Below are 21117 nucleotides of genomic sequence, written 5' to 3' on the forward strand. Positions count from 1 at the left end.
ACAGATGCCCGCTATCCCTCTCGAGCATGGCCTGGCTGTCGCCGGCATCCTGTTCACCCTTGGTCTGGTCGGCCTGATGGTCCGCCGTAACATTCTTTTCGTGTTGATGAGTCTGGAAATCATGATGAACGCCTCTGCCCTGGCGTTCATCGTGGCGGGCGCACGTTGGGGTCAGCCCGATGGACAGATCATGTTCATCCTGGTGATCACCCTGGCCGCGGCCGAGGCCTCCATTGGCCTGGCGATCCTGATGCAGCTGTATCGCCGCTTCCACACGCTCGACATCGACGCTGCCAGTGAGATGCGCGGATGAACCTGATCTTTCTGACCTTCGTATTCCCGCTGATCGGCTTCCTGCTGCTGTCGTTCTCGCGCGGGCGCTTCTCGGAAAACCTCTCGGCGCTGATCGGCGTCGGCTCCATCGGCCTGTCGGCGGTGGTTGCCGCCTACGTCATCTGGCAGTTCAACGTCGCGCCGCCCGAGGGTGGCGTGTACACCCAACTGCTGTGGCGCTGGATGGCGGTGGACGGGTTCGAACCCAACTTCACCCTGTACCTGGACGGCCTGTCGATCACCATGCTCGGCGTGGTGGTAGGCGTGGGTTTCCTGATCCACCTGTTCGCCTCCTGGTACATGCGCGGTGAAGAAGGCTACTCGCGCTTCTTCGCCTACACCAACCTGTTCATTGCCAGCATGCTGTTCCTGATCCTGGGCGACAACCTGCTGTTCATCTACTTCGGTTGGGAAGGCGTGGGCCTGTGCTCGTACCTGTTGATCGGTTTCTACTATGGCAACCGCAACAACGGCAACGCAGCGCTCAAGGCGTTCATCGTTACCCGCATCGGCGACGTGTTCATGGCCATCGGCCTGTTCATCCTGTTCCAGCAACTGGGTACCCTGAACATCCAGGAACTGCTGGTGCGGGCGCCGGAACATTTCAAGGTCGGTGACTTCTGGATCGTGCTGGCCACGCTGATGCTGCTTGGCGGCGCCGTGGGCAAGTCCGCGCAGCTGCCCCTGCAGACCTGGCTGGCAGACGCCATGGCCGGCCCTACCCCGGTGTCGGCACTGATCCACGCCGCCACCATGGTGACCGCCGGTGTCTACCTGATCGCCCGGACCCATGGGCTGTTCGCCCTGGCCCCGGACATCCTGCATCTGGTCGGTGTGGTCGGTGGGGTCACGCTGGTCCTGGCCGGCTTCGCTGCGCTGGTGCAGACCGACATCAAGCGTATCCTGGCCTATTCGACCATGAGCCAGATCGGCTACATGTTCCTGGCCCTGGGCGTCGGTGCCTGGGACGGCGCGATCTTCCACCTGATGACCCATGCCTTCTTCAAGGCGCTGCTGTTCCTCGCCTCGGGTGCGGTGATCGTCGCCTGCCATCACGAGCAGAACATCTTCAAGATGGGTGGGCTGTGGAAGAAGCTGCCGTTGGCCTACGCCAGCTTCATCGTCGGCGGCTCTGCCCTCGCGGCCCTCCCGCTGCTGACGGCCGGCTTCTATTCCAAGGACGAGATCCTCTGGGAAGCCTTCGCCAGCGGCAACAACGGCTTGCTGTACGCCGGCCTGGTCGGTGCGTTCATGACCTCGCTGTACACCTTCCGCCTGATCTTCATCACCTTCCATGGCGAAGCCAAGACCGAAGCGCACGCCGGCCACGGCGTTGCCCACTGGCTGCCGCTGGGCGTGCTGATCGTGCTGTCGACCTTTATCGGTGCCTGGATCCATCCGCCATTGGCGGGCGTGCTGCCGCAGAGCGTCGGTCATGCCGGAGGCGAGGCCAAGCACAGCCTGGAGATCGCCTCGGGCGCCATTGCCCTGGCCGGTATCCTGCTGGCAGCCATGCTGTTCCTCGGCAAGCGCCGCGTTGCCACGGCCGTGGCCAACAGCGGCATCGGCCGGATGCTGTCGGCTTGGTGGTTCGCCGCCTGGGGCTTCGACTGGATCTACGACAAGCTGTTCGTCAAACCCTACCTGCTGATCAGCCACCTGTTGCGCAAGGACCCGGTTGACCAGGTGATTGGCTTGATCCCGCGTACGGCCAAGGGCGGCAACAACGCCATGAGCCGTACCGAGACCGGTCAGTTGCGCTGGTATGCCGCTTCGATGGCCGCTGGCGCCGTGCTGGTGCTCGGCGCCGTCGTGCTGGCGGCGGTCTGATATGAATCCTGTGACTTTGCGAAAGGAAACGAGCCCGTCATGATTTTGCCCTGGCTGATCCTGATCCCCTTCATCGGCGGCCTTCTGTGCTGGGTAGCGGAGCGCAGCAGCGCTACCCTGCCCCGCTGGATCGCATTGCTGACCATGTCCCTGGAACTCGCGCTCGGCCTCTGGCTGTGGGCCAATGGCGACTACACCCTGGCGCCTGCACCCGGCGCGGAACCTGTCTGGGCCTACGAGTTCAAGCTCAACTGGATCCAGCGCTTCGGCATCAGCGTGCACCTGGCGCTGGATGGCCTGTCGCTGCTGATGATCCTGCTCACCGGCCTGCTGGGTATTCTCTCGGTACTGTGCTCGTGGAAAGAGATCCAGCGCCATGTCGGCTTCTTCCACCTCAACCTGATGTGGATTCTGGGCGGTGTGGTCGGTGTGTTCCTGGCGCTGGACCTGTTCCTGTTCTTCTTCTTCTGGGAAATGATGCTGGTGCCGATGTATTTCCTCATCGCGCTCTGGGGTCACAGTTCCTCGGATGGCAAGAAGACCCGGATCTACGCCGCCACCAAGTTCTTCATCTTCACTCAGGCCAGCGGCCTGATCATGCTGGTGGCGATCCTGGGCCTGGTGCTGTTCAACTACAGCAACACCGGTGTGATGACGTTCAACTACAGCGACCTGCTCAAGGCGCAGTTGCCGGAACATGTCGAATACCTGCTGATGCTCGGCTTCTTCATCGCCTTCGCGGTGAAGCTGCCGGTGGTGCCGTTCCACTCCTGGCTGCCCGATGCTCACGCCCAGGCGCCTACCGCAGGTTCCGTGGACCTGGCCGGTATCCTGCTGAAAACCGCCGCCTACGGTATCCTGCGTTTCGCCCTGCCGCTGTTCCCCAATGCCTCGGCAGAGTTCGCACCGATCGCCATGACCCTCGGTCTGGTGGGCATTTTCTACGGCGCCTTCCTGGCGTTCGCACAAAGCGACATCAAGCGCCTGATCGCCTTCTCCAGCGTCTCGCACATGGGCTTCGTGCTGATCGGTATCTACTCCGGCACCCAGCAGGCCCTGCAAGGCGCGGTGATCCAGATGCTCGCCCACGGGCTGTCGGCAGCGGCGCTGTTCATCCTCAGCGGCCAGTTGTACGAGCGCCTGCACACTCGCGACATGCGTGAAATGGGCGGGCTGTGGTCGCGCATTGCCTACCTGCCGGCCATCAGCCTGTTCTTCGCTGCTGCCTCGCTGGGCCTGCCGGGCACGGGCAACTTCGTCGGTGAGTTCCTGATCCTGCTGGGCAGCTTCACCGTCGCCCCGTGGATCACCGCCATCGCCACCTCCGGGCTGGTGTTCGGTTCGGTGTACTCGCTGATCATGATTCACCGAGCCTACTTCGGTCCCTCCAAGTCGGACGCGGTACTGGCCGGCATGGACAATCGCGAACTGATCATGGTGCTGGGCCTTGCGGGCCTGCTGATTCTGCTTGGCGTCTACCCGCAGCCTTTCCTCGATACCTCCGCCGCCACCATGACCGGTGTGCAGCAGTGGTTCGGCACCGCCTTCACTCAACTCGCTTCGGCCCGGTAAGAGCGCTATGGACCTGACGATTCAACACTTTGTTGCGCTTGCGCCGCTGCTGATCACCACCGTCACCGTCGTTGCGGTGATGCTGGCGATCGCCTGGCGGCGCAACCATTCGCAAACCTTCCTGCTCTCGTGTGCGGGCTTGAACCTGGCGCTGCTGTCGATCCTGCCGGTGCTCAAGCTGACGCCCATGACCGTGACGCCGTTGCTGCAGGTGGACAACTTCGCCGCGCTGTACATGGCGCTGATCCTGGTGGCCACGCTGGCTTGCGTGACCCTGGCACACGCCTACCTGGGTGATGGCGCCACCGGCTATCCCGGCAACCGTGAAGAGCTTTACCTGCTGATCCTGATGGCCGCGCTGGGTGGCCTGGTACTGGTTTGCGCGCAGCACCTGGCCGGCCTGTTTATCGGCCTGGAACTGCTCTCGGTACCCACGTACGGACTGATTGCCTACGCCTTCTTCAACAAGCGCTCGCTGGAAGGCGGCATCAAGTACATGGTGCTGTCGGCCGCGGGCTCGGCGTTCCTGCTGTTCGGCATGGCGCTGTTGTACGCCGATGCCGGCAGCCTGAGCTTCTCGGGCATCGGCCTGGCCCTGGCCGCCACCGGCGTGCCGAGTGCGCTGGCGCAACTGGGCCTGGCGATGATGCTGGTGGGCCTGGCGTTCAAGCTGTCGCTGGTGCCCTTCCACTTGTGGACACCCGACGTGTACGAAGGCGCCCCGGCGCCTGTCGCTGCGTTCCTGGCCACTGCCAGCAAGGTCGCGGTGTTTGCCGTGGTGGTGCGCTTGTTCCAGCTGTCGCCGGCAGCCAGCAGCGGTGTGCTCAGCGATGTGCTGGCGGTGATTGCGGTGGCGTCGATCCTGATCGGCAACCTGCTGGCGGTGACCCAGAGCAACCTCAAGCGCCTGCTGGGTTATTCGTCCATCGCCCACTTCGGTTACCTGCTGATCGCGTTGGTAGCGAGCAAGGGCCTGGCCCTGGAAGCCATCGGCGTCTATCTGGTGACCTACGTGATCACCAGCCTGGGTGCGTTCGGCGTGATCACCCTGATGTCGTCGCCGTACAACGGCCGCGACGCCGATGCTTTGTACGAGTACCGCGGCCTGTTCTGGCGCCGTCCGTACCTGACGGCGGTGCTGACCGTGATGATGCTGTCGCTGGCGGGCATTCCGCTGACCGCCGGTTTCATCGGCAAGTTCTACATCATCGCCACGGGCGTGGAATCGCAACTGTGGTGGCTGACCGGTGCGCTGGTGATCGGTAGCGCCATCGGCGTCTTCTACTACCTGCGCGTGATGGTGACCTTGTTCCTGATGGAAAAGAACCTGCGTCGCACCGATGCCCCGCTCAAGTGGGAACAGCGCACTGGTGGCGTGATGCTGCTGGCCATCGCCGCCCTCGCCTTCCTCCTGGGCGTGTACCCACAACCGCTGCTGGAGCTGGTGCAGCATGCCGGGTTCCAGTTGGGTTCGGTGGTTGTGAAAGGCTGAAGATCGGCTGCATGAAAAAACCCGCTTCGGCGGGTTTTTTTATGTATCCGTGGCGGCCTCTTCGCGGGCAGAGCCCGCTCCCACATAGCCGAAAACTAAACCGCCCACCATCGCGGAAACAGGCTCTTGACCCGCGCCTCGGCAAAGCGGTCGTCGATAAGAACTACCACCCCCCTGTCGTCCTGACCACGGATCACCCGTCCTGCCGCCTGCACTACCTTGCATAAACCGGGATACAGGTAGGTGTAGTCGTACCCCGAACCGAACAGGGTATTCATGCGTCCCTTGATCTGCTCGTTGACCGGGTTGAACTGGGCCAATCCAAGGGTAGCGATAAAGGCGCCGATCAAGCGCTTGCCGGGCAAATCGATGCCCTCGCCAAACGCACCGCCAAGCACCGCAAAACCGACGCCCTGACTGGTCGAGGTGAAGCGGGCAAGAAAGTCACGCCGTGCGCCTTCATCCATCTTACGTGCCTGTGCCCACTGCTCGATGTTCGGGTAGCGCTCGGCCAACAGTGCCTCGACCTGCTGCAGGTAATCGAAACTGCTGAAGAACGCCAGATAGTTACCCGGCTGCGCCAGGTACTGCTTGGCAATCAGTTCCACAATGGGCCCCAGCGACGCCTGCCGATGGTTGAAGCGCGTGGAGATGTCATCGACGATGCGCACCTCCAACTGCTCGGCACTGAACGGCGACTGCACGTCGATCCACGCATGGTCCTTGGGCAGCCCGAGCAGGTCGGCATAGTAGCGTCGCGGGCTGAGCGTGGCGGAAAACAGAATGGCACTGCGCGCTGCGGCGATGCGCGGCCCCAGCAAGGGCGCTGGGACGATATTGCGCAGGCACAGCTGCGACTGCACACGCTTGCCCGAACTGTCGCGGCGAGTCACGTCGAATACATAGTGCTCGTCGAACAGCTCCGCCACGCGGGTGAACTGCAACGCCTGGAAATAGAAGTCCAGCAGTTGCGGATCGATGCCCTGAGGCTGCGCATTCATCTCGTCGCCAATCAGACTGATGCAGCGCAGCAGCGCCAGGATCAACTTGTCCGGCAGACGCGCGTGCGCCTGGTATGGCCCCGATTGCTCGGCGTGCAGCGCGTTCCACTCCCGATTCACACGTTGCAGCGGACTCTTGAGCTTGCTTGGCGGCGCCGCGCGTACCGCCTGCAGCGTGCGCTGGTCGAGGGTGGCGCTGTACATGCCGCGCGCCCGCTCGACCAGATTGTGCGACTCGTCGACCAGCACTGCCACACGCCACTGCCGCTCTTGAGCCAGACCGAACAGCAGGGCATTGAGGTCGAAATAATAGTTGTAGTCGCCGATGACCACGTCTGCCCAACGGGCCAGTTCCTGGCTCAGGTAGTAGGGGCAGATCCGGTGCGCCAGGGCGGTCTGGCGCACCTGTGCCTGATCCAGGATCTGCAAGCGCACGGCGTCTTCGCGAGCTGCCGGCAGGCGGTCGTAGAAGCCCTTGGCCAATGGGCAGGATTCACCGTGACAGGCCTTGTCCGGGTGCTCACAGGCCTTGTCCCGCGCGACCATTTCCAATGTACGCAGCGGCAGCCCCGGCTGGCGATGCAATTGCGCCACGGCCTCCAGCGCCAAGGTACGACCGGGGCTTTTGGCGCTGAGAAAGAAAATCTTGTCCAGTTGCTGCGGGACCATCGCCTTGAGCAACGGAAACAGCGTCGCCAGGGTCTTGCCGATACCGGTGGTGGCCTGGGCCATCAGGCAGCGCCCGGTGCTGACCGCCTTGTAGACGGTTTCCGCCAATTCGCGCTGACCGACGCGAAAGGCCGCATGGGGGAAGGTCAGTGCACGCAGCGCCGCGTCGCGCTCGGCGCTACGGGCCAGTTCCTGACGCGCCCATTGCAGGAAGCGCGAACACAGCCGTTCGAAATGTGCTTCCAGATCCTGCGCCTGGCACTGCTGGCTGAACACCGTCTGCTTGTCGTAATCGACATCGAAATACACCAAGGCAACGTCCATGCGCGTCAGCTGCAGTTGCTGACACATCAGCCAGGCATAGACCTTGGCCTGGGCCCAGTGCAATTGGCGATGATTGTCGGGCTGCAGATCGAGGTCGCCGCGGTGGGTCTTGATCTCTTCCAGGCGGTTCAGCGCCGGGTCATAGCCGTCGGCGCGGCCGCGCACCTGCAACTCATGGTATTGGCCGCTGAGGGTGACTTCGCTCTGGTAGCCGGCCTCGCGGCCCTGGGTCACCCGGCGATGGCCAAGCATGCCCTCCTGAGCCGACGGCGAAGGTGTGAAGCGCAGGTCGAGGTCACCCACCTTGGCCGTGAACTCGCACAAGGCCCGTACGGCCACGGTGTAGCTCACGCGGGCTGTCCTGCCCACTCCACGTAGCAGACCTGCACCGGCAGTGCATGGCGGGCACAGAACTCCAGCCAGCGCAGTTGGTTGTCCTGCAAGCGGTCGCCGGGCCCCTTGACCTCGATCATCAGGTAGCGACCTTCGGCTGGCCAGAACTGGATGAGGTCGGGCATGCCGGTGCGGTTGGCCTTGACGTCTTCCAGCACCCGGTCGAAACAGTGTTTGAGGTGCTGCGCGGGAATACAGCCCAATGCGAGTTCGAGCAAGGTTTCGTCGAGCATGCCCCAGTGCACGAAAGGCGATTGCAGGCCGCGTTTTTCCTGCCAGGTCTGGCGGATGGTGTGCTTGTAGCGCCCATCGTCCAGCTCGCCCAGGCACGCGTCGAACAGCGCACTGCGACGCTGGCGGAAGTCGGGCTGATGCAAGTCGGCCGGGCCGTTCTGGAACGGGTGGAAAAATGCCCCGGGCAACGGCGCGAAAATCGCCTTCCAGCACAGCAGGCCGAACAAGGCGTTGAACAAGGTGTTCTCGACGTAATGCACCGGCGCATCTTCACTGTGCAGCGACGCGGCGACCCGCCGCTCGACGCTCAGGCGCTGTTCGCAGAGCACCAGAGTCAGGTCCAGGCGCGCGACCTTTGCGGCCTGGCGCTTGGGTTGCGCAGGCAAACCCAAGTGCCGACGCAGGCGCGGCAGCATGCGCGGCAGTTGCTGCGCCTCGGCCGGATTGAGCGGGGCCAGGCTGGCCTGCTCGGCCAATTCCAGCGCCTGGCTGTATTCACCGCGCAACTCGAGGACGCGAATGATCCGCGCACGGGCCTGGGCAAACGCGCAGCTGCGGTACACCACCAGGGCCTGCTGCAGATCCTGCTGACGCTCGCAGGCATAGCCCAGGCGGAACAGCAGCTTCTGCCGACGGCTCTGCAACCAGGATTTGTCCGTGGTCACCGCCAGCAGTTGGCGATGAATGTCTTCACACGGCAGCCCGGCTTCGATCGCTTCGCTGCATGCATGCAGCGCCAGCCCGGCCGCCACGTCGTCGCGATGGGTCAGCCCCCGTGACTCGGGCGCCAGCTGTACTGCCTCGTAGCGATACACCCCCAGGTCAGCCAGCACGAACTCGGTCCAGCCTTGATGCAGATTGCCGAAGAACAGCAACCGCAGACGGTCACAGAGCGCCTGCACCGTCAGGCAGTAGAGCGTGTCGGCCAACGTTGGACACCAGCCCCGAAACGGCTGCACGGGCCAGTCGTGTTCGGCAAGGGCCAGCAGCAGTTGCGGCTTGGGCAACGATGGCTTGGCGAGGTGGGTCGCGAAACAGCTGACGATTTCCGGCTTGAGCAGCACCTCGCCCACCTGCTGCAGCGTCAGCGGGGCTTGATCGGTGAGATAACCGCTGGCCAGCAGCGGTCGCGCTGCTTGGTCTGGACAACCGATCTCGGCGTACTCGAGGCGACTGGCGCGGAACATCTCGCCCTTGCGCATGATCATGCGCACCAACAGCGCCTGGGACGGCTGCGGCAGCGCGTCGAAACGCTGGATGAAGCTCAGCTCCTCGGTATCCAGCACGTCCAGGTAGCGTTGCTCCAGCCACGCCAGTACGCGACGGAAATTGGCCAGGTAATAAAAAGGGTCTTCGAGCGCTGCAAATGCCACGTTTTCGCCAAACCAGTGTCATGAAAGCCACTGTTTATACATACAGAAAAAAGCCAAGGCAATCGGAAATGGACCGATGGTGGACTACACCTCGTGCGCTTTCAGGGCCACTGCCAGCGCTGCGGCGCAGCGCTCCCACTGCACCGCCGAGTGCCCGCAACCATTGAGGCGCAGGTGTTGATGGCAATGGCCCTGCAGGCTGAAGATGTCACCCGGGGCGATCAGCAGACGCTGCCTGCGCAGGTCCTCGTGGACGCCGCGCATGTCCACTGGGTAGCGCGCCCGCGCCCACACGCAGGCGCCACCGGCGCTGCGTGTCAGTTGCAATCGTTCATTCAGCCGCGTGTGCAGGAGCGTGGTGAAGGCTGTCACCTGTTGCTGCAGGGCTTCGCGTTGCAGGTTCAACTGATCGTCGTAGGCACCGCTGCCGATGAACCGAGCGAGCGCCTTGTGGCGCAAGGGTGGCGCCGCAGTCACGCGTTGCAGGCAGTACTGCTGCAGGCGGCTGGGCCAATGCCGCGACAGCAGGTAGGCGAAAGGCGCCTCGGCACCCAACACGGGTTGCAGCGAGCCGAAGATCAGCAAGCGCTGCGGCGCTACCAGTTCGCGAAAACGCAGCACCGCTTCGAAGCACAGGTCGCCCTCGGTGTCGTCCTCGGCCACCCACACCCCGTGCCGCTCCAGCAGGCTGGCAATCGTGCGCTTGTCGGCGTCACCGATGCAGGTGCCGTGCGGGCCATGGAAAGACGCGCCGAGCACCATCAGGCGCACCTGGCGCCTGGCAAGCACTTCGCGCAGGCGCTGCATCGGCACCCGGCCGCGCTCATCGAGCGCCAGCTCGACCACCCGCGCCCCGGCCTGCTGCAAGGTGCGCAGAATGCGCCAGCCGCACGGCACCAATACCACCACCACCGCGCCTTGCAGCTGCATGGCGGTCCAGGTCATGTGCAGCACGCTCGACAGGTCAGCGCCCAGGTAAACATGGTCGGCGCACCAGTGGTGGTCCAGGCAACGGGTGTAGCGCGCCGCCAGCGCATGGCGCAGCTCCAGTTCACCACACGGCTGGACGATGCTCCCCAGCCCTGCCGGATAACGCCGGGCCAGCTCGACTTCGAACCTGAGCAGGGTTTTCACGGCATCGGCCCGGGGCGGTGGTGCTGCACCACTGAATACGTCCACACTGGACTGGCAGGCGCCGGCGAGTACCTGCTGGAGCAGATCGGGGCTGACCAGCGCCGGCCCGAAGGCTGTGGAGCCCCGTGCGTAGTAACCGGACTTGGCGATCGGCTCGATTCGCCCTTCGGCTTCGAGCAGCCCGTAGGCGGCCTGCACGGTCGAAACCGAAACATCCAGGGTTCGCCCCAGCGCACGGAGGGATGGGAGCTTGACACGCAGCCCTGGCTCGATCCCGTCGATCAGACGCAATAGGTAGCGGTACACACCTTGATAAGCGAACGCGCCGGCCTTGTCCCTGGCAGCGCCGTTCATGGCAATCTGGGTCGCTGGTAGAGCCCTTGCAGAATTGGCAAAGACAGCCCGCTGACCGATTCCAGCCACTGCGAGACCTGCGCTGCAACCCTGGAACCACGCAGCGCGCGGTGCAGGTGGGGCAGAGCCACCTGCATACCCGGATGGCACGCTGTCAGGAATGCCTCCAGGCGTGCCCCGCGATCGCTGAACGGGGCGTACACCGCACAGTTCAGCTCCGCTGGAGTCATGCCGTACCACGTGGTCAAGCGGGCCTGCATCTGCTCGGCGGCGTCTTGCACAAGTGCTCTGGGCAGTTGCGTAGCAGGCCAGCCCTGGTTCGCCGCCGTTCGGCCCACGGTGTTGCGGAAGGCCTTCAGCCCCTGCTCGAAGCTACCCCCGTGCAAGCACTGGCTGCGCAGGCCGTGCAGGTAAGCCAGCCAGGCCAGTTGCGGATGGCGGATTTCGTGTGGATCGAATAGCGGGCGCACGGGTTGGCAGCCCAGAAACTGCCACATGGCGTCATCGGACGCCGACGGATCGCCGAGCAGATCATGCATACCCAGCAATCGCGCCCTGTCGAGAGGATCGACGCGCTGGCCGCGTGGCATACCCACGACAGCAGCACCCAGCCCTTGCAGACAGCCACTGCCCTGCCAATGGTCGCGAGTCGCGGGCGATGCGCCCGCCCGGCGTCGCTCACGCATTGCCCAGGCAACGAAACGTCGCCGCTGCAACACCGGTTGGTCGAGCACGATGGCATCGGCCGGGGCCGAGTAGCCCAGCAGTCGCTGATAAACCCGCGCGATCGTTCGATAGCCCCGATGCTGCAGCTCGGCGGATCCAGAGGGGGCGAATTCGTGGGCAGCATTCAACAATTCGCTGCGACAACTCGAGCGCTGGGCGTCGACGCCTGCAAGGCGATACTCGTACGGCCGCAGGGCATCGTCGGCGAACGTCAACAGTTCGATGCGCGGATCGTCGTGCAGAAACAGCGCATTGCAGGCCCGCTGCACATTGCCGTTGCGGACATCGTCGAGCAGGGCCTGGCTGCTCACCGCCGCACGGATGAAAAACGTCGGTTGATGACGGGCAGCCAAGGTCAGTTGCGCTGCCCGCAGCAACGCCAGACCGGAATGGCCGGCCGTGCTGCCGCAGAGCCTGTAGACGACTCGATAGCCGCCCAGCCGCTGGGCGCCGCCGGCGGCGGTCATCAAGCGCTGGATCAGTGGCTGTACCGCCACCCGCCGCGCTGGCGAAAAGGAACCGAGCAAACGCGACAGCACCTGCTGGTAGACGCGATTCATGGCTTGCTGGTGCATTGCGCTCATGGTTGCTTTCCGAGTACTGGCCGAGAACCCGCCGGACGACTGCCACACTTCGAAACGTGCTTGCAAAGCCCCGGAGACGGGCATGGAGCGCGCATTATGAAGGGCCGTTTTCCGATTAAAAGATACAGAAAGCAGGCAACGGACAATGCAGATTGGCGGGCGTACGGCGAATCCGCACGAGCACCATGAGGCGCCCATGCCGACGCCGGGCGCAATCGGACAGGTCTGAGAAAAGAGTGGAAAGGTCTTACAAATCTGCGCGAATCAGCGATGCAGATGCTTTGAAAACCAGGCGTCCCGCGCAGGAACGCCTGGTCTGCCGTGTCGGCCGGTTACAGCTGCAGCGCGATGCGACCCCCGCAGGGGCATTCATCCATGGCCTTGTGCGCCTCGACGAACTGGTCGAATGGATACACCTTGGCGATCTGTGGCACCAGCACGCGGTCAGCCGTCATCTGGTTGATATCACGCAGCGCGCGCTGCAAGGCCTCGGCATCCTGTACGATCCCCAGTTCCGGCTTGCCGAGAAAGTTGCCCAGGCAATGCACATGGAACTGGATGTTCTTCTGGAACGCGGCACACGCGGGAAACGGCGTCTGGTTGCCGCCCTGCAGGCCATACAGGATCAAACTGCCACGCGGTGCCAGGACGTCGCCGAGTACCGACATCTGCGGCCCGCCCAGCCCATCCAGAACCATGTCCACGCCGCGATTGCCGGTGAACTTGTCGATCTGCATGAGCAGGTCCTGCTCCTCGGTCACCACGACTTTCTCGGCGCCCAGCGACAGCAGGTAATCGCGCTCGGCCGGATTGCGCGTGGCGGCGACCACCTTCAAGCCCAAGGCCTTGCCCAACTGCACGAACGAAGGTCCCGCGCAGTGGCTGGCGTCGGTTACCAATGCAGTCTGCCCTGGCTTGGCACGGGCCAGTTCGGCGTAGGCGAAGTAGGCGATCAGCAACGGCGTGTAGTGCACCGCTGCCTCCAGCGGCGAGAGAATGTCGGGGTAACGGGTAAGGGCCGTGGCCGGCAGCAGAACCATTTCGCCGTAGACCGGGTACTCGTTGGGGCTTTCTGCGGGAAAGCTGGCGACCTTGTCGCCCACCGCGAAACCCTCGACCCCTTCACCCAGCGCCGTGACCACGCCGGCCATTTCCTGACCGAGGCCCGCCGGCAGGCGCGCTTGCGAGGGCGCCAGGTTCTGCCGCCAGAGCACGTCGTACCAGCTGATACCGATCGCCTCGACACGTACCTGAACTTCGCCCGGAGCGGGCGATGCCACTGCATGCTCTTCGCACGTCAAGACCTGCGCCGGACCAAATTTATGAAAACGGATCGTGCGGGACATCGCAAACCTCGCCTTGTAAACCTCTAATGCCATGAACTTTATCTGGGCATTCGCGCTTAAGCTATCAGCGCCTGTTAATAGTCGACATGCTTGCCATTGATTCGACCCTGCGGCCGCTCTGCGGGGCAGGCACGCGGATGACGCAAACCGAAATTTTCCGGTGCAGGGTAGCAGCCTTTGCCCTTAAGATTCACGCCTGCACCTCTTCTTCATGTTCCAGCGGGCCCATAGATGAACCGTAACGACCTGCGTCGCGTCGACCTGAACCTGTTGATCGTGTTCGAAACCTTGATGCATGAACGCAGCGTCACCCGCGCGGCCGAGAAGCTCTTTCTCGGCCAGCCGGCCATCAGTGCCGCCCTTTCACGCCTGCGCGGCCTGTTCGACGACCCGCTGTTCGTGCGCACCGGGCGCAGCATGGAACCGTCGGCGCGGGCCATGGAGATCTTCGCCCTGCTGTCGCCGGCACTGGACTCCATCTCCACCGCCGTCAGCCGCGCCGCCGACTTCGACCCCGCCACTAGCAACGCGGTATTTCGCATCGGCTTGTCCGACGACGTCGAATTCGCCCTGCTGCCCATGCTGCTCAAGCGCATCCGCGCCGAAGCACCCGGCATCGTGCTGGTGATCCGTCGCGCCAACTACATCCTCATGCCCGCCCTGCTCGCCTCCGGGGAAATTTCCATCGGCGTCAGCTACACCGATGACCTGCCGGCCAACGCCAAGCGCAAGGTGCTGCGGCGCAACCGCCCCATGCTGCTGCGCGCCGACACCAAGCCGGGCAACCTCACTCTCGACGAGTTCTGCGCCCGCCCCCATGCGCTGGTGTCGTTCGCCGGCGACCTGAGCGGCTTCATCGACGAAGAGTTGAAAAAGCACGGTCGCACACGGCACGTGGTGCTCGCCGTGCCCCAGTTCAACGGCCTCAGCACCCTGCTCGCCGGCACCGACATCGTCGCCACCGTGCCCGACTACACCGCCGATTCGCTGACCGCTGCAGGCGGCGTGCGCGCCGAGCCGCTGCCGCTGGACACGCCTTCGTTCGAGCTGCACCTGGCTTGGCGGGGGTCACAGGATAATGATCCTGGGGAGCGGTGGTTGAGGTCGCGAATTCAGATGTTTTTTGGGGATCCGGATAGTCTTTAATGGAATTCCACTGAATTCCATAAAGTCCTTTTATAACAACTCCTTATTGAGATTTTTAGTCCACTGCCGCCTGTCTAATCCAATGGATTCTACGACTTATGAGGGCATAATTGGGGGCAAATTTCGGTTCCTTAAAAAGGATGCCCCACCGATGCCCCCATATAATGGGGTTGTTTTCAGACAAAAACTCAGCGATGCCTTTGTTAACTACGCAAGCAGCTGCCCGGGTGATGGAAGCCGGTTCAGCCATAGTCAATATCAGTTCAGGAATGGCACACAGCCCTTACCCCCAAGTCCATGTGTATTACGCCACCAAAGGCGCGGTCAACACCCTGACCCGCTCACTGGCAATGGAACTGGGCCCCCGTGGCATTCGCGTGATAGGCATCGCGCCGGGCTTCGTTCACACCGAAGGTAATGCAGAATCCGCACAAGGAATGGATGAGTTTTTCATCGCCAAAACGCCGCTGGGGCGTGTCGGCAAACCTGCAGACATTGCCGGTGCCGTGGCGTTCGCGGTTTCCAACGATTCCGCCTGGGTGACGGGCAGCACGCTGGATGTGGCAGGCGGGATGATTTTCTAAGCAGGCCTCGCAATGCCGGTTGTGCAAAAGGGCAAGGCACCCGCTGTGGACAAGTGAGTGCTGGTGGTGAGTTGCAGCCTCATCAGAGCTAGCACTTCAACGTCCGCTGCTGGCCGATTCTGTTGAAAAGGTAGCTCCCCTATCTGGCCTGCGGCAAGAGGCCCATTTGAACCTGGCGTATCTCTGGCTCTCGGGGCAGCGATCTCTTTCGCTGGCTGTTCAGAGGTGCTGCATCGTTGCATGGACGCTGGGTTGGTCAAGGGCGAAGGCTTTGAAACCTGGCGCCTCGGTCAGTCTCGCCCCGTTCACCGATGCTTCGCGCCTGGTCGAGCAGCCGGATCAGGTGGTAACCAGTCACGAAGACCAGCGCGATGTTCTCGGCGAACTGGAAATCACTGCCCGCCTGATGATCACCGGCGGCGAGGCCGAAGAAGAGGCGCGCCTGAGTCGAGCCGATCGCAGCTTGATCCGCGAGTGCATTCTCGATGCGGCGCAGAACAGATGTCCATCAGCCACATCAGCTTGATGAACCCGTGAACAACCTCGCCGAGCGCGACCAGTACCTGGGCCGACCGATCATCATGGTCACCGACGAGGGTCATATCATCACCAAGAACCCGTTGCTGGCGCTGTTCGTGGTCAAGGGGACGAAGATGTGGCGCAAGCTCGGCGCTTGGTTCTGGCTGGCGACGCAGAACCTTGCTGATTTTCCCACGGCTGCGCAGACCATGCTCAACATGATCGAATGGTGGATTTGTTTGAATATGCCGCCCGCGGAAATCGAAGAAATCGCACGGTTCAAGAAGCTTTCACCTGCGCAGAAAGCCCTGTTGCTCTCCGCCAGCAAAGAGCCGGGGAAATACACCGAGGGGGTGGTGCTGTCGAAAAAGCTCGAGACGCTGTTTCGAGCCGTGCCACCCAGTCTTTACCTCGCCTTGGCCATGACAGAGCCCGAGGAAAAAGCCGAACGCTGGACACTGATGCAGGAGAATGGCTGTTCGGAGTTGGAAACGGCTTACCGGGTAGCTGAACGGATCGATAGCGCACGAGGAATAGAGCTCATATAAGGGAGGTGTGGCGCTCCCAGCTTTGGCCAATCCGGCAGCTAGCCGTTGGAGACCTTTTCAACATAGGCATCCATGAACCAGTCAGGGACCTCATCAACCTTGAACTCAAGGTCCGTCCCATCCGTAACTTCGGCCAGCAGCACCAGATCGGCACCGGAGTTATCGAAGATGTAGGCCCGGTCCGAAGCAGCAATAGCCACAGGCAGCAGGCTGAGGCAACGGCCGTAGCGCTGTACAATTTTTTCTGTGGGAACTGGGTGCCCACCTGCCGCGACACGGTTCCTGACCCTGTTGATATTGATGTCAGGGTCTTCAGTTGCCACAAAGTACAGGTAGGTTCGGTATCCAGACTCTCTTGCCTTGAGCATAAAGGCGATTTTGTCGTCGCTAGACATCACCGTTTCGAAGGTGAAAGACAACTGGTCTTCGAGGAGCTTGTTCCGGATGAAGTCAGAGAGCACGGAGGCAAAATAGGAGTTCATCGCGACCGTCTGGAAATTCAGGCCGTTGCTGCTAAAGCCTATGTTGGTCGCCTCCTCATCGAGACGGGCAGACCTGACCAGCCGATGCTCCCTAATGAAACCGAGAACCTCATCACCCTCAACTTCCAGTTGAAAATCACTGAACTCCAGACGACCGCTGTCTTTGGCAGCCTTCTCGATTTCATCCGGGTTAATGTAGATACCGATCAGATGGGAAGGGATGGCACTTTTCATCGTGCTCTTGCCGGAGCCGTTGGGTCCAGCAAAGACCCTCAACCGAGGGACAGTCATGAGCAACGGCGCACCTTGATGACGCCACCCAGAGTCACTTTGTGCTTGGGCTTGGCCACCCGAATGACTTTGTGCTTACCGTCAGCAGTCGTTTCAACAAGCATGCCGTTCATGACTTCCATCACACTGCGGCCGGCAGCCAGGGCGTTGATATAGGCGGTATTGATGGCGCCTTCAGCCATGACCGGGATCTTATCCTCCAGTCGACTCACCAGATCGTCACTCAACACTCGTTTGGCTTTCATATCGCGCTCCACGTTCTCAGAGCGTGCAGAATCTGCACTTAATCAGAATCTTAGCTACGTGAACCTGTTTGTGACAGGGCGAAAGCTACTTCTGCCAGCCTCCATTCTAGAGGAATGGCGTCTGGAACCATACCTTTCAAGAGATTTTCACGTTCGATGCATGACCGGTGGCATTTGAAGCAAGTACCGCCCTTAGTGCAGCGCCCAAATAAGGGAAGCACTGCCGTTCTAGAACCCTGTCAAAATGTTTTTTGGGGATCCGGACAGTCTTTAGGTGTCGTCGGGCAGGCTGTTTATCTGATGATTTTTTTGCTTTCCACAAACCATGGCACTGCAATCCTGGTAGATAGCCACATGAGGCACATCTGGAGGCCATGGTTCGGATGACTGCGCACTTGTCCCATACTGTGGTGCTGACCTGATCGAGCACTATGTCCGCCAAGCTGACCCGATCGGCCACCGAGTGTTCAGCAGCTTCTGCAAGAAGAACATGGGGCTGTTGAAGCATATTTTCGGCCTGCTTGGCGATAGCGACAACAACGTACAAAGAGTACTGCTGTCCTGGTTGAACAGGCGATCGAAAGTACCGGCCTGGCCAGGAACAACTACGAAGAATTGTGGATTGAGTAGGATCAGCCTACTGCCAATGACAGGTATCACCCTTGCCCCCTACGCCACCCTTTTTTGAGGTTGTGCGCATGAAGCAACGGGTGACTCCATAGGTCGCAGCTCGTCAGTTCCAAACCTCAAGCCATGTGTTCGCAAGAAAAATGGCATAATATGCCAATGAGCGGAAGAAACTTCTTATCGAAAGCTGGAGCTCATCATGGCGACGCGAAACGTTGTGCTCACCCCTCACCAGGAACAGGTTATCCATGACCTGGTGCAGTCCGGCCGTTATCAGAATGCCAGCGAAGTGATGCGAGAAGGTTTGCGTCTATTGGAACAGCGCGTCGCCGAAGACACCGCCAAAATCGAGGCCCTGCGTCAGGCGACCTCGATCGGCATCATGGACCTTGAGCACGGTCGCTTCACTCAGGTGAACGAAGGGGATCTGGATCACTACCTCGAGGACTTGAGCCTGGAGGCCACCCTCCCCGCGCGTGAGAAACGCTGAGCATGCCGCAGTATCGGATTTCCAACGCGGCGCGCGCCGACATTGTCGACATCCTCAGGCTCTCCCAGACGCAGTTCGGCGATCAAGCACGCCAGCGTTACCAAGCGCTGATCCTCGCGGCGCTGCAAGCGCTTGCCGACACGCCTTATCGCATTGGCAGCCGCGACCGCGACCGCGACCGCGATGAGCTTGCACCGGGCCTTCGCAGCTATCACCTCATCTATTCGCGTCAGCAGGCCAAACAAACCCACGGAACGGTGAAAAGCCCTCGCCATATCGTGTTCTATCGTGTGGCAAACGACCATGTGATCGAGGTCGTCAGACTCCTTCATGACGCCATGGAAGTGCAGTTGCATTTGCTGGACGACTGATCAGAATCACAGATGCAGCGCAGACTCCCGCTGGCCAACCCCGCGGCGAGAAGGAACGCGCACCCGCAGCGCAATCAGCAACGCAGCCAGCAGCATCACCACAGCCGCCGCTACGAATACACCTGAGCTGCCGCCGAGGCTGAACATTGCACCGCCAGCGGCGGCGCCGGTGGCGATGGCTGATTGCACGGAAGCCACGACCATGCCTCCGGCGCTTTCCGCCTGATCAGGGACCGCGCTGGCGACCCAGTTCGACCACGCTACCGGCACACCACCAAAGGCCAAGCCCCAGATTGCCAGCAGTACCGCCTGTCCCGGCACCGAGGCTGGCAACAACACCAATGCCAGTGCTGCAAGGCCGACCAGTGCGGGCATCAGCACCAGGGTGGCCAGCGGGTTTCGTTCCAGCAGCTTGCCGGCCAACAGCGTGCCGACGAAGTTCGCCGCACCGAAGCCCAGCAGCATCAGCGACAGCCCTTGAGCGCCGATGCCGGTCGTGCCTTCAAGGAACGGCCGAACATAAGTGAACATCGCGAAGTGGCCGCTGTGCACCAGCACGCAACCGAACATCCCCATCGCAATGCCCGGACGCTGCAACACCTCGAAAATGGTACGCAGTCTTGCCGGCCGCCGCGGCGCCAGCCGCGGCAAAGTGAACGACTGGAAAGCCAGGGTCACCATGCCCACCGCCGCCGCTGCAAAGAACGCGCTGCGCCAGCCATACAGCCCGCCCAGATAGCTGCCCAGCGGCACCGCAACGACCGTGCCGATAGCGATGCCGCTGAAAATGATCGACAGCGCCCGGGGCAACAAGGCAGTTGGCACCAGGCGCATCGCTACCGCCGCTGCCATGCTCCAGAACCCGCCCAAGGCGACGCCCAACAGGATGCGCATCGACAACAGCACCGCGAAGCTGGAGGACACGGCGACCAGTAGATTGGAGGCGACCATCAAGGTAGAAAAACCCAGCAATACCCAGCGCCGGTCGATGCTGCGGGTCAGACCTGGCACCAGCAGGCCAGCGAACAGTGCCACCACTGCGGTCACTGTTACTGCCTGGCCAGCCAGCGCTTCGGATACGCCCAGGTCGGTAGCCATCAGCGTCAGCAAACTGGCCGGAAGGTACTCGGCGGTCAGCAATCCGAACACCCCCATTGCCAACGAGAAGACGGCCATCCACGCCGGCGTCGCAGGCTCTACGTCCGCGTCGATACCGGTATGGCGGTCGGATACGGTGTTGCATACACCTTCAGTCATTGCTCAGATCTCCCAATCTTGATTACGAGCGGAAGTCTAGGCGCCGAGATCTGGATGATCTATGATCTGGAATCTCTGGTTTTTGACCGAAACACCTGAACGATGTCTGCAGATCAGTTTGCTCTTTCCTCGGATCTCATCAACGAACTGTTGCGCGGCATGCGATTGCGTGGCGTCGAGTACCGGCGTATCCAGGCGGGCCCCACTTTCGGTTTGGGTTTCGCGGAAAAGTCCGGGCACGCCTGGTTCCACTTCATCGCCGTCGGCGATGCGGTGCTGCAAATGGAGGATGGCAGCACCTACGCGCTATCTGCCGGCAATGCCGTGTTCATCTCCCATGGGGCAGCCCATCAACTGTTTTCTCATCCGCACGCGCCTGTTCAAGACATCGACCGTCTGGACAGCGCACCGCTCGGTGATACCGTCAGCGAAGTGGATACCGGAACCGATGCCAGCGCCACGCCAAGCACAATATTGTTCAGCGCTTGCATGGAGTTTGAACTGGGCAGCCTCCATGGCCTTGGCCGGCTGATGCCGGGGCTGATGCTGATCGATGCCGGCGGCCAGCGTTACCCGGGGCTGGTGCCGATTCTGGCCACCATGGAGCGCGAGGTCAGCGCCGCCCGTATCGGTTTCGCCGGTATCCTTGCGCGGTTGGCCGACGTGGTAGCTGCCATGGTCGTTCGAGGCTGGGTCGAGTGCGCCTGCGGCAATGCCTCTGGGCTCGTCGCGGCCTTGCGCGACCCACGCCTGGCCGGGGCACTGCTGGCGCTTCATCAACAACCGGGTCGGGACTGGACCGTCGCGCAGTTGGCCGAGCACTGCCATACCTCGCGTTCAGCCTTCGCGGAGCGCTTCCAGATAACGGTTGGCATGACGCCGCTGCGCTACGTGACCGAACTGCGAATGCGCCTTGCAAGCCAGTGGCTAACCTTGGACAGGCTGCCGATCGAAGAGGTGGCGCAGCGCTTGGGATACACCTCCCAGGCCGCGTTCAGTCGCGCATTCAAACGCATTACCGGCAAAACGCCTGGACTGAGCCGCAAGGTGAGGCAAGCCGAACGCGGGTAGTGGAAGCAACAGAAATAGCCACTCGCGTACGCTGGTACACCCGGTGAAAACGAGGGGCGAAACTAGGAGCAACAGGGTGTTTTTCTGGCTGTAATTGCCGCCCAGAAGTACAGCCAAAGTG

The 21117-nt window shown here is 62.0% G+C and carries 17 protein-coding genes and 2 pseudogenes; 11 read left to right on the forward strand and 8 right to left on the reverse strand.

The genetic code is table 11. The annotated features are described in order from the left end of the window. Window positions 1-4 precede the first annotated feature (4 nt). Genes nuoK through nuoN form a run of 4 tightly spaced genes read left to right on the forward strand, consistent with a single transcriptional unit; the run spans window position 5 to window position 5227 of the window. Complete coding sequence (gene nuoK, locus IFT76_RS18410) at window positions 5-313, forward strand: NADH-quinone oxidoreductase subunit NuoK (RefSeq protein ID WP_043190115.1); 309 nt, start codon at window positions 5-7, stop codon at window positions 311-313. Further along, on the forward strand, window positions 310-2163 hold the full coding sequence (nuoL, locus tag IFT76_RS18415) for an NADH-quinone oxidoreductase subunit L (protein ID WP_122477737.1): 1854 nt from the start codon (window positions 310-312) through the stop codon (window positions 2161-2163). Before nuoK ends, nuoL begins: the two co-directional genes overlap by 4 nt. A gap of 39 nt (window positions 2164-2202) precedes the next feature. Then, window positions 2203-3735, forward strand: coding sequence for an NADH-quinone oxidoreductase subunit M (nuoM, locus tag IFT76_RS18420; protein ID WP_185793200.1), 1533 nt, complete (start codon window positions 2203-2205; stop codon window positions 3733-3735). 7 nt (window positions 3736-3742) lie between these two features. After that, window positions 3743-5227: an NADH-quinone oxidoreductase subunit NuoN gene (nuoN, locus tag IFT76_RS18425; protein WP_192059702.1), complete on the forward strand. Its 1485-nt coding sequence runs from the start codon at window positions 3743-3745 to the stop codon at window positions 5225-5227. 95 nt (window positions 5228-5322) lie between these two features. Here the strand turns inward: nuoN and IFT76_RS18430 are convergent, their stop codons facing one another. The 5 genes from IFT76_RS18430 to IFT76_RS18450 form a co-directional block, all read right to left on the reverse strand. After that, window positions 5323-7572: an ATP-dependent DNA helicase gene (locus IFT76_RS18430; RefSeq protein ID WP_192059704.1), complete on the reverse strand. Its 2250-nt coding sequence runs from the start codon at window positions 7570-7572 to the stop codon at window positions 5323-5325. Continuing rightward, entirely contained in the window at window positions 7569-9221 is a 1653-nt protein-coding gene (locus IFT76_RS18435; protein WP_192059705.1) for a VRR-NUC domain-containing protein, read from the reverse strand. Before IFT76_RS18435 ends, IFT76_RS18430 begins: the two co-directional genes overlap by 4 nt. An 84-nt stretch (window positions 9222-9305) precedes the next feature. Beyond that, window positions 9306-10709, reverse strand: coding sequence for an aminotransferase-like domain-containing protein (locus tag IFT76_RS18440; RefSeq protein ID WP_192059707.1), 1404 nt, complete (start codon window positions 10707-10709; stop codon window positions 9306-9308). Next, a complete protein-coding gene (locus IFT76_RS18445; protein WP_192059709.1) occupies window positions 10706-12019 on the reverse strand; it encodes a hypothetical protein in 1314 nt (437 codons plus the stop codon). The genes IFT76_RS18440 and IFT76_RS18445 overlap by 4 nt, the downstream gene beginning before the upstream one ends. Before the next feature lie 332 nt (window positions 12020-12351). Beyond that, window positions 12352-13365 (reverse strand): zinc-dependent alcohol dehydrogenase family protein, encoded by a 1014-nt coding sequence (locus tag IFT76_RS18450; protein ID WP_122477723.1) that lies wholly within the window; start codon window positions 13363-13365, stop codon window positions 12352-12354. 231 nt (window positions 13366-13596) lie between these two features. On the opposite strand from IFT76_RS18450, the gene IFT76_RS18455 reads away from it, so the two are divergent. The 3 genes and pseudogenes from IFT76_RS18455 to IFT76_RS18465 all read left to right on the forward strand — a co-directional run. Next, complete coding sequence (locus IFT76_RS18455) at window positions 13597-14511, forward strand: LysR family transcriptional regulator (protein WP_122477722.1); 915 nt, start codon at window positions 13597-13599, stop codon at window positions 14509-14511. A gap of 164 nt (window positions 14512-14675) precedes the next feature. Next, window positions 14676-15095, forward strand: a complete 420-nt coding sequence (locus IFT76_RS18460; RefSeq protein ID WP_244647975.1) for an SDR family NAD(P)-dependent oxidoreductase — start codon at window positions 14676-14678, stop codon at window positions 15093-15095. Window positions 15096-15366: 271 nt separating this feature from the next. Further along, window positions 15367-16162 (forward strand): annotated as a pseudogene (locus IFT76_RS18465) (hypothetical protein); the annotation flags it as partial. Between the two features lie 38 nt (window positions 16163-16200). Here the strand turns inward: IFT76_RS18465 and IFT76_RS18470 are convergent. Both IFT76_RS18470 and IFT76_RS18475 read right to left on the reverse strand, forming a co-directional pair. Then, window positions 16201-16935: a zeta toxin family protein gene (locus IFT76_RS18470; RefSeq protein ID WP_020300911.1), complete on the reverse strand. Its 735-nt coding sequence runs from the start codon at window positions 16933-16935 to the stop codon at window positions 16201-16203. Continuing rightward, on the reverse strand, window positions 16932-17180 hold the full coding sequence (locus IFT76_RS18475; protein WP_020300912.1) for a hypothetical protein: 249 nt from the start codon (window positions 17178-17180) through the stop codon (window positions 16932-16934). Before IFT76_RS18475 ends, IFT76_RS18470 begins: the two co-directional genes overlap by 4 nt. Before the next feature lie 376 nt (window positions 17181-17556). Between IFT76_RS18475 and IFT76_RS20870 the strand changes: the two are divergent. The 3 genes and pseudogenes from IFT76_RS20870 to IFT76_RS18485 form a co-directional block, all read left to right on the forward strand. After that, window positions 17557-17760 (forward strand): annotated as a pseudogene (locus tag IFT76_RS20870) (His-Xaa-Ser system radical SAM maturase HxsB); the annotation flags it as partial. A 246-nt stretch (window positions 17761-18006) separates the two neighbouring features. Then, entirely contained in the window at window positions 18007-18297 is a 291-nt protein-coding gene (locus IFT76_RS18480; RefSeq protein ID WP_192059711.1) for a type II toxin-antitoxin system ParD family antitoxin, read from the forward strand. 2 nt (window positions 18298-18299) lie between these two features. Then, complete coding sequence (locus IFT76_RS18485; RefSeq protein WP_192055340.1) at window positions 18300-18668, forward strand: type II toxin-antitoxin system RelE/ParE family toxin; 369 nt, start codon at window positions 18300-18302, stop codon at window positions 18666-18668. A gap of 6 nt (window positions 18669-18674) precedes the next feature. Here IFT76_RS18485 and IFT76_RS18490 read toward each other — a convergent pair whose 3' ends face one another. Continuing rightward, window positions 18675-19925 (reverse strand): MFS transporter, encoded by a 1251-nt coding sequence (locus tag IFT76_RS18490; protein WP_192059713.1) that lies wholly within the window; start codon window positions 19923-19925, stop codon window positions 18675-18677. Between the two features lie 102 nt (window positions 19926-20027). On the opposite strand from IFT76_RS18490, the gene IFT76_RS18495 reads away from it, so the two are divergent. Next, window positions 20028-20996: an AraC family transcriptional regulator gene (locus IFT76_RS18495; protein WP_122477715.1), complete on the forward strand. Its 969-nt coding sequence runs from the start codon at window positions 20028-20030 to the stop codon at window positions 20994-20996. The last annotated feature ends 121 nt before the right edge of the window (window positions 20997-21117 follow it).

Origin of the sequence: Pseudomonas sp. CFBP 13727 (assembly GCF_014841915.1) — a bacterium.
GTDB lineage: Bacteria > Pseudomonadota > Gammaproteobacteria > Pseudomonadales > Pseudomonadaceae > Aquipseudomonas > Aquipseudomonas baltica.

What these genes read in the sequence shown, in the direction of transcription:
- IFT76_RS18445 (WP_192059709.1), bottom strand. Translation starts at nt 12,019, where the DNA reads ATGAGCGCAATGCACCAGCAAGCCATGAATCGCGTCTACCAGCAGGTG.
- IFT76_RS18450 (WP_122477723.1), bottom strand. Translation starts at nt 13,365, where the DNA reads ATGTCCCGCACGATCCGTTTTCATAAATTTGGTCCGGCGCAGGTCTTG.
- IFT76_RS18480 (WP_192059711.1), top strand. Translation starts at nt 18,007, where the DNA reads ATGGCGACGCGAAACGTTGTGCTCACCCCTCACCAGGAACAGGTTATC.
- nuoM (WP_185793200.1), top strand. Translation starts at nt 2,203, where the DNA reads ATGATTTTGCCCTGGCTGATCCTGATCCCCTTCATCGGCGGCCTTCTG.
- IFT76_RS18470 (WP_020300911.1), bottom strand. Translation starts at nt 16,935, where the DNA reads ATGACTGTCCCTCGGTTGAGGGTCTTTGCTGGACCCAACGGCTCCGGC.
- IFT76_RS18490 (WP_192059713.1), bottom strand. Translation starts at nt 19,925, where the DNA reads ATGACTGAAGGTGTATGCAACACCGTATCCGACCGCCATACCGGTATC.
- nuoL (WP_122477737.1), top strand. Translation starts at nt 310, where the DNA reads ATGAACCTGATCTTTCTGACCTTCGTATTCCCGCTGATCGGCTTCCTG.
- IFT76_RS18495 (WP_122477715.1), top strand. Translation starts at nt 20,028, where the DNA reads ATGTCTGCAGATCAGTTTGCTCTTTCCTCGGATCTCATCAACGAACTG.
- IFT76_RS18475 (WP_020300912.1), bottom strand. Translation starts at nt 17,180, where the DNA reads ATGAAAGCCAAACGAGTGTTGAGTGACGATCTGGTGAGTCGACTGGAG.
- nuoK (WP_043190115.1), top strand. Translation starts at nt 5, where the DNA reads ATGCCCGCTATCCCTCTCGAGCATGGCCTGGCTGTCGCCGGCATCCTG.
- IFT76_RS18460 (WP_244647975.1), top strand. Translation starts at nt 14,676, where the DNA reads ATGGGGTTGTTTTCAGACAAAAACTCAGCGATGCCTTTGTTAACTACG.
- nuoN (WP_192059702.1), top strand. Translation starts at nt 3,743, where the DNA reads ATGGACCTGACGATTCAACACTTTGTTGCGCTTGCGCCGCTGCTGATC.
- IFT76_RS18485 (WP_192055340.1), top strand. Translation starts at nt 18,300, where the DNA reads ATGCCGCAGTATCGGATTTCCAACGCGGCGCGCGCCGACATTGTCGAC.
- IFT76_RS18440 (WP_192059707.1), bottom strand. Translation starts at nt 10,709, where the DNA reads ATGAACGGCGCTGCCAGGGACAAGGCCGGCGCGTTCGCTTATCAAGGT.
- IFT76_RS18455 (WP_122477722.1), top strand. Translation starts at nt 13,597, where the DNA reads ATGAACCGTAACGACCTGCGTCGCGTCGACCTGAACCTGTTGATCGTG.